We start from the raw sequence: 6,521 nt of genomic DNA on the forward strand, positions 1-6,521 counted from the left end.
CGCCCCGCCCGGCCGGTGACACCGAACGCGATCCAGCCGGCCGAAGAGCCCCCGGCCACGCCCCGCCCGCTCACGGCAACCCGGACGCGGGCCCCACGGACGCGGGCACCACCGTCGCCGCCACCCTGCTCACGGGAATTCGCGGGGAACCCGGCCACAACCCGCCCGATCGCAGGGACCCCGGACGCAGCCACCCCGGACGCAGCCACCCCGGACGCAGGCACCCTGGACGCAGGCACGCTGGTCGCCGGCGCCCCGGACTCGGGGAGACCGGTCGTGCGAGGGGGGCTCAGTCGGTCACGTCCCGCCATGCCTGGGGGATCCGTGACGCGACGTCATGCGCGCCCGCCGGTGCGCCGTCGGCCGCGAACCGGCCTGCCAGCCCGTGCAGGTACGCCGCCGCGCTGCCCGCGTCCACCGCCCCGAGCCCCGACGCCAGCAGGGACCCGGCCAGCCCGGACAGCACGTCCCCGCTGCCCGCCGTGGCCAGCCACGGCGTCCCGGTGGCGTTCACCCGCACCGACCCGCCCCCGGAGCCGGCGACCAGTGTCGTGGACCCCTTCAGCAGCACGGTCGCCCGGTACACCGCCGCCAGCTCCCGTACGGCCGCGAGCCGGGCGTCCTCGACCTCCTCCCGCCGTACGCCGAGCAGCGCGGCGGCCTCACCGGCGTGCGGCGTCATCAGCGTCGGCGCCGTACGCCGCCGTACCGCGTCCCGCTCGGCCAGCCGCAGCCCGTCCGCGTCCAGCAGCACCGGCACGTCCGCGTCCAGCACCTCGGCCACGGCCGCCGCGTCGTCCCCGGCGCCCGGTCCGACCACCCACGCCTGCACCCGTCCGGCCTTGGCGGGTCCGGCGTCGGAGACGAGGGTCTCCGGGAAGCGCGCGAGGACCGCGTCCCCGGCCGGCCCGACGTACCGTACGGCCCCGGCCCCGCCGCGCAGCGCCCCGGACACGGCCAGCACGGCGGCCCCCGGGTACCGCGCCGACCCGGCGGCGATCCCGACGACCCCCCGCCGGTACTTGTCGCTCTCCGCCGCCGGCGCCGGCAGCAGCCGTGCGACGTCGGCGTGTTGCAGGGCCTCCAGCTCGGCGTCGGCGGCCGGCGGTTCCAGCCCGATGTCGACGAGCCGCACCACCCCGGCGTACTCGCGCGCGGGATCCACCAGCAGGCCCGGCTTGTACGTGCCGAAGGTGACGGTCAGGTCGGCCCGCAGCGCGGCACCCCGCACCCGGCCGGTGTCCGCGTCGACCCCGCTGGGCAGGTCCACGGCGACGACGGCGGCGCCGGACCGCTCCACCACACCGGCGAGCCGCTCCGCTTCCGGCCGCAGCCCGCCCGTGCCGCCGATCCCGACGATGCCGTCCACCACCAGGTCGGCTCGCAGGATCGGCTCCTCGGCGGCGTCCGGGGCGACGACCGTGCCGCCCGCCCGCCGCAGGGCCGCGAGCCCGCCGGCGTGGGCCCGGTCGGGAGTCAGCGGCACGGCCGTCACCCCGGCGCCGCGCCGGGCCAGCCGGGCCCCCGCGTACAGGGCGTCCCCGCCGTTGTCCCCGCTGCCGACCAGCAGCACCACCCGGCTGCCGTACACCCGCCCGAGCAGGTCGGCGCAGGCGGCGGCCAGCCCGGCCGCGGCCCGTTGCATCAGCGCGCCCTCCGGCAGCCGTGCCATCAGCGCCCGTTCGGCCGCCCTTACCGTCTCCACGCTGTACGCAGTACGCATGGCTCCGAGTCTGCCCCCGAACCCGCACCGGCCACACCCGGACCGCCCGCCGGTCAGCCCTCGGCGACCACCACGGCCGAGGCGACACCGGCGTCATGGCTGAGCGACACGTGCCAGGCCCGCACGCCCAGCACCGCGGCCCGCGCCGCGACGGTGCCGCTCACCCGCAGCCGCGGCTGGCCGGTGTCCTCCACGTACACCTCGGCGTCGGTCCACTGCAGCCCCGGCGGCGCGCCCAGCGCCTTGGCCAGGGCCTCCTTGGCGGCGAACCGGGCCGCCAGCGAGGCGTATCCGCGCCGCTCCCCGCTGGGCAGCAGCAGTTCCCGCTGCACGAACAGGCGGCCGGCGAGCCCCGGTGTGCGCTCCAGGGACGCACGGAACCGGTCGATCTCGGCGACATCGATGCCCACCCCGATGATGCTCATGCCGAGCACCCTACGACCCGGGACGGCGGGGTTCCGGCGACACCACGTCACCTACGCTTCCGGCATGACCTCGTCGCGCGCCTATCTCTCCGACCTCTTCTCGCTGGACGACCGGACCGCCGTGGTGACCGGGGGGAGTTCCGGCATCGGACGGGCCGTCGCGGGGGCGCTGGCGCGGGCCGGGGCGCGGGTCGTGGTGGTGGCCCGGAAGAAGGAGGGACTGGCCTCGACGGTCGAGGAGCTGACGGCCGACGGCTGCCGGGCGGCCTGGGTGAGCGGTGACTTGAGCACCCGGGACGGAGTGCGCGCGGCGGCCGAGGAGGCCGCGGCCGTCTTCGGGGAGCCCGACATCCTCGTCAACTGCGCCGGGATCAACCTCAGGCCGCCCATGGGCGAGCTGGGCGAGGACGTGTGGGACACCACCATGGCGGTGAACCTGGACGCCCCCTTCCTGCTGGGGCAGCGGTTCGGCCCCGGCATGGCCGAGCGGGGCTTCGGCCGGATCATCCACATCACCTCCCAGCAGGCACACCGCGCCTTCGTGCAGAGCGGTGCCTACGGTGTCTCGAAGGGGGCGCTGGAGTCGCTGGCCCGCTCCCAGGCCGAGGCGTGGTCGCCGTACGGCGTCACCTGCAACACCCTGGTGCCGGGCTTCGTGATGACGCCGCTCAACGCACGGCTGTCGTCCGACCCCGACCGGGTGGCGGCTCTGGCCGCACGGACGATGACCGGCCGCAACGGCGTCGCCGAGGACTTCGCGGGCGCCGCGGTGTTCCTGGCGAGCCGCGCCTCCGGTTACGTCACCGGCCAGTCGATCCACGTGGACGGCGGCTTCTCCGTCCACTGAGGCCACCGGGTCCGCGGACCGGGCGGCCCCGCGATCATGGCCGGTTTCCGCTCCGCTAGTCTGCCCGGCGACCGGTGATCCGCTTTGCGGCGGTCGCCATCGCACACAACGGGAGGAAACTGTCGTGAAGTTGAAGTCTCTGGGCACCGCGCTCACCACCGCGGCCCTGATCGGTACGGCGTTCACCGGCGCCGTCGCCACCGCCGGCACCGCGTCCGCAGCGTCCCTGCCGCACGACTGCAGCAAGGCGATCGTCAACGTCAAGGCCAAGGAGACCGTCAACGTCCGCACCTCGCCGAAGACGTCGGCCACGGCCGTCGGCATCTGGGGCAAGGGCCGCAAGGGCGGCATCTGCAACGACGGCAAGGCGTACAAGGGCGGCTCGTACAAGGCCTGCGGCAAGTCGAGCAACCTCTGGTACTACGGCGGCGACAAGAAGGACGGCTGGGTCCCGAAGACCTGCATCAACTGGTGACCGCCTGACGGGTGACCGAGGGGCGGACGGCGTAAGACCGTTCGCCCCTCGCGCTTGCCGGCGGTGATCCGGCCTACTCCACCGTCACGGACTTCGCCAGGTTGCGGGGCTGGTCCACCTCGTTGCCGCGGGCCGTCGCCAGCTCGCACGCGAAGACCTGGAGCGGCACCGTGGCCACCAGCGGCTGGAGCAGCGTCGGCGTGGCCGGGATGCGGATCAGGTGGTCTGCGTAGGGGACGACCGCCTCGTCCCCCTCCTCGGCGATCACGATCGTGCGCGCGCCCCGGGCCCTGATCTCCTGGATGTTGGACACGATCTTGTCGTGCAGGACAGACCGGCCGCGCGGCGACGGTACGACCACCACCACCGGCAGGTCCTCCTCGATCAGCGCGATCGGACCGTGCTTCAGCTCGCCCGCGGCGAAGCCCTCGGCGTGCATGTACGCCAGTTCCTTGAGCTTGAGGGCGCCCTCCAGGGCCACCGGGTAGCCGACGTGCCGGCCGAGGAAGAGCACCGTGTCCTTCGACGCCAGCGTCCGCGCGAGGGCCCGTACCGGCTCCATGGTCTCCAGGACCCGTTCGACCTCCTCCGAGATCCGGGACAGGTCCTTGATGACGGCCTGGATCTCGTCGCCCCACTTGGTGCCCCGGACCTGGCCCAGGTACAGGGCGACCAGGTAGCAGGCGACCAGCTGGGTGAGGAACGCCTTGGTGGAGGCCACGGCGACCTCGGGGCCGGCGTGCGTGTACAGCACCGCGTCCGACTCGCGGGGGATCGTCGAGCCGTTGGTGTTGCAGATCGCCAGCACCTTGGAGCCCTGCTCGCGGGCGTGGCGCAGCGCCATCAGGGTGTCCATGGTCTCGCCGGACTGGGAGATGGCGATGACCAGGGAGCGGCCGTCCAGGATCGGGTCGCGGTAGCGGAACTCGCTGGCCAGCTCCACCTCGCACGGGATGCGCGTCCAGTGCTCGATGGCGTACTTGGCGATCAGGCCGGCGTGGAAGGCCGTACCGCAGGCGACGATGACGACCTTGTCGACCTCGCGCAGCTCCGAGGGGCTGATCCGCACCTCGTCCAGGGTCAGCGAGCCGGAGGGGTCGATGCGCCCGAGCAGGGTGTCGGCGACCGCCTTGGGCTGCTCGGCGATCTCCTTGAGCATGAAGTAGTCGTAGCCGCCCTTCTCGGCGGCCGAGGCGTCCCAGTCCACGTGGTACGAGTGGACCTCGGCCGGGGTGCCGTCGAAGCCCGTCACCGTGACGCCGTCCCGGCGCAGTTCGACCACCTGGTCCTGGCCCAGTTCGATCGCGGAGCGCGTGTGGGCGATGAACGCGGCGACGTCGGAGGCCAGGAACGCCTCGCCCTCGCCGACGCCCACCACCAGCGGCGAGTTGCGGCGGGCGCCGACCACCACGTCCGGCTCGTCGGCGTGCACCGCGACCAGCGTGAAGGCGCCGTCCAGGCGGCGGCACACCAGCCGCATCGCCTCGCCGAGGTCCCCGCAGGAGGAGAACTCCTCGGCCAGCAGGTGGGCGACCACCTCCGTGTCCGTCTCGGAGTCCAGCCGGTGTCCTCGCTCGGCCAGTTCGGCGCGCAGCACCGCGAAGTTCTCGATGATGCCGTTGTGGACGACCGCGACCCGGCCCGCGTTGTCCAGGTGCGGGTGCGCGTTGCCGTCCGTGGGGGCGCCGTGCGTGGCCCAGCGCGTGTGGCCGATGCCGGTCGAGCCCGTCGGCAGCGGCCGGTCGACGAGCTCCTTCTCCAGGTTGACCAGTTTTCCGGCCTTCTTCGCGGAGGCCAGCCCGCCGTCCGCCGGCACGGCGACACCCGCCGAGTCGTATCCCCGGTACTCCAGCCGTTTCAGTCCGGCCATCACGACATCGAGCGCCGACTGTGATCCTACGTAACCCACAATTCCGCACATGTGGCGCAGCCTACGATCCGGGAGCCGCCGAAAAGGGGCGCCGCGTGCCCGAAACCGGAAATCGCCGCCGGGTCAGCGGAAGCCCGGGCACATGTGCCCCGCGCTGACCGGGAGGCGCTAGAGCACGCTGCCCACGAAGCTCAAGACGATCACCTGGGAGGTCCGAGACCTCGACACCGGTGGGGGCCGGCCGGATACAAATGGGTCGAGACGGGCGAGCGGACTGCTGAGAAGGAAGCGGTCACCTCCAGGTGGGTCGTCGTCCAGCTGAAGTACATCGGCAAGGGCAATCGTGCACACCCTGGCAAATGGGTCGTCTACACCGCCTGCCTGAAGGGGTGATCATGACGGACGATCGTGAGGACGACGCTGAGGACGGATTCCTCGAGGGCACCTATACGACCGACATCGGGCTGACCTGGCTGGCCTCGCACTGGATCGTGCTGGAGCACCACTACAGGGAGTACATCAAATCCCGTCCAGACGGTGGTCCCGTCATGGTCTGGCTGTGGATCGCGGAGATGTCGGTCGATGAGTTCGACCGGTCCAAGGCTGTCCAACTCAGCCAGGACGTGCAGCGACTGCTGTCCTCTGCGCTGGACGACGAGACGATCCGCAAGGTGTGGGTCGCCGCCACCCACGGCGTCTTCGACCCCGAGGAACATGGCATGAGCACCAGCGTCTGGCTGCGGAAGGCCGAAGGGGCTTGGCTGGCCCGGGTGCGGCAGGACGATCCGGCGTTCATGCCGCCGCCGCCCCAGCCCGTGGTGGACGAGACACTCCGCCAGGCCGTTCTCGGGGCGATGCGGCCCGTGGCCGCGTCACTGGACCTCGCAGCGCAGACCCCTGCGCTCGGAAAGCCGGTGACCGGCCTGATCCCCGCACTGGAGCAGGTGGTCGCCCTGGCATGCGCCGACCTCGGCTACCGATTCTTCCTGCGTGCCATGAAGGCGTACAACGTGCCGGTACCGAAGACCAGCTACGACGAATTCGTCGCCCTCGGTGAGCGGTTCGGCTACCCGGAGTGGGTCGTCCACGAAGGACTCAACGACCGGACCGACTGACGCCCGGGCGCAGGGGCGGGCGGGAGATACCGCCCGCCTCCGCGCCATGCCCCGGCCCCCGCCCCC

General features: G+C 72.8%; 6 protein-coding genes. 3 read left to right on the forward strand and 3 right to left on the reverse strand.

Annotated elements, in window-relative coordinates; all coding sequences use genetic code 11:
• Positions 1–289: 289 nt before the first annotated feature.
• Positions 290–1,723, reverse strand: a complete 1,434-nt coding sequence (locus GT045_RS25455) for an NAD(P)H-hydrate dehydratase (protein WP_202529026.1) — start codon at positions 1,721–1,723, stop codon at positions 290–292.
• A gap of 53 nt (positions 1,724–1,776) precedes the next feature.
• On the reverse strand, positions 1,777–2,148 hold the full coding sequence (locus GT045_RS25460; protein ID WP_161294450.1) for a holo-ACP synthase: 372 nt from the start codon (positions 2,146–2,148) through the stop codon (positions 1,777–1,779).
• 64 nt (positions 2,149–2,212) lie between these two features.
• Between GT045_RS25460 and GT045_RS25465 the strand changes: the two genes are divergently transcribed.
• Both GT045_RS25465 and GT045_RS25470 read left to right on the forward strand, forming a co-directional pair.
• Complete coding sequence (locus tag GT045_RS25465) at positions 2,213–2,995, forward strand: SDR family oxidoreductase (RefSeq protein WP_161294452.1); 783 nt, start codon at positions 2,213–2,215, stop codon at positions 2,993–2,995.
• 124 nt (positions 2,996–3,119) lie between these two features.
• Positions 3,120–3,470: a hypothetical protein gene (locus GT045_RS25470; protein ID WP_161294454.1), complete on the forward strand. Its 351-nt coding sequence runs from the start codon at positions 3,120–3,122 to the stop codon at positions 3,468–3,470.
• A gap of 73 nt (positions 3,471–3,543) precedes the next feature.
• On the opposite strand, the gene glmS is transcribed toward GT045_RS25470, so the two are convergent.
• The gene (gene glmS / locus GT045_RS25475; protein WP_161335579.1) at positions 3,544–5,391 is read right to left on the reverse strand and encodes a glutamine--fructose-6-phosphate transaminase (isomerizing); all 1,848 of its coding nucleotides are present in this window, start codon (positions 5,389–5,391) and stop codon (positions 3,544–3,546) included.
• A gap of 344 nt (positions 5,392–5,735) precedes the next feature.
• On the opposite strand from glmS, the gene GT045_RS25480 reads away from it, so the two are divergent.
• A complete protein-coding gene (locus GT045_RS25480; protein ID WP_161335580.1) occupies positions 5,736–6,455 on the forward strand; it encodes a hypothetical protein in 720 nt (239 codons plus the stop codon).
• Positions 6,456–6,521: the final 66 nt, after the last annotated feature.

The organism is Streptomyces sp. SID486 (genome assembly GCF_009865385.1).
Classification (GTDB): Bacteria; Actinomycetota; Actinomycetes; order Streptomycetales; family Streptomycetaceae; genus Streptomyces.